The following is a 1,247-nucleotide window of genomic DNA, read 5'->3' on the forward strand; positions in this document are numbered from 1 at the left end:
GGTGGAGAAGCAGAAGCTGACCACGACCTGCCGGCCGATCGGGTGGCACTCGAGGCGCAGGAGCTTGCCGTGGCGGGTGGTGGACTCCGCTTCGGCGCGGATCGGCTCGAGCTTGCCGGTGACGGTGGCGGTGAAGTCGGCTGCGGCGGCGATGTCGTCGAACAGGAAGGTCGGGGAGACCCGGTTCTCGTCGGCGTGGATCCGCGTCGTCGCGCCGCCGGCGCGCGTCAGGGTGACCATGCCGCGCTCGTAGGACCTTACGACCGCTCCCTCGGTGGTGGCCATCGGAACGTAGAAGGTACCGTGGGCGTCGCTGCCGTCGACCAGCAGCGGACCCGCGACGCCGAGGGGAACCTGCACCGCCCCGATCGGATTCTCGACGTTGCCCCGCAGCGTCGGGGTGGCGAGAGCGTGGGCGCCGATCGCGGGAACGGCGACGCCGGCCTGGCCTTCGAGCCAGGCCCGGCGCCGGGCCACCTGCTCGGGCTCGTAGCCTCCTTTGCGGAAGCGCGGCACGAGCTTCAGAGGACCGTCCGGATTCCGGTGGTCCCGACTCACCCTCGGGTCGGCGGACCGGTGATCAGCGCGTCGACGACCGGGTTGACGGCCCTCTCCTGCCACAGCCCGGCGGCGTAGTCCTTGACTTCCGCCGGCGCGTCGTCCAAGCCCTTCGGCAGCGGCTGCGAGAAGCTCCCGCCGTCCACCGCCACCTGGAATCCATTGGCGCCGAACCGGGTCTCGAGCTGCCGCTGGACGTCTTTCGCGACCTTGTCGCAGATCGAGTCGAGCCAGTCCTCGCTCAGCTCGAAAGAGGACAACGCGGCGGCCGACAGCTTGTGCTGCGCCAACTTGCTGGTCAGGAAGCCCTGGATGCCGAAACGGCACTCGACGAGCTCGCTGACCGTCAGCTTGCAGAGGTTGAAGTGGCTGTTGATCGAGACGTCGTCGTCGTAGCCGACCAACATCTCTTCTTCCATCCGGAAGCGGTTCTGGCGCAGCGAGTACTCCCCCTGGTTCTTGCGCTCGTACTCCCCGGTCGCCGTCAAGTGGGTGGCCAGAGCCGTGAAGCCGTCCTGGACCGCCTTGGTCAACGCGATGGTCTTGTCCTTGTTCTGCAGCTCCTTGCGGACGAACGCGGCGTCCTTGTATTTCTTGTCCAGGAAGTACCAGACCAGCCGGTTGGTGTAACTGTGGAAGTCCCACAGGGACTTGATGTGGAAGAGCTCGTAGCTGCCGAAACCGTTGTA

General features: G+C 66.9%; 2 protein-coding genes. Both read right to left on the bottom strand.

Annotated features, from left to right (window positions below; all coding sequences use genetic code 11):
- Window positions 1–558, bottom strand: a 558-nt coding sequence (locus GY769_04125) for a hydroxymethylglutaryl-CoA reductase (protein ID MCP4201101.1), incomplete at its 3' end; no start/stop codon positions are given.
- Window positions 555–1,247, bottom strand: a 693-nt coding sequence (locus GY769_04130; protein MCP4201102.1) for a hypothetical protein, incomplete at its 5' end; no start/stop codon positions are given. The genes GY769_04130 and GY769_04125, both read right to left, overlap by 4 nt.

The sequence above is a fragment of the bacterium genome, from assembly GCA_024224155.1.
Classification (GTDB): domain Bacteria; phylum Acidobacteriota; class Thermoanaerobaculia; order Multivoradales; family JAHEKO01; genus CALZIK01.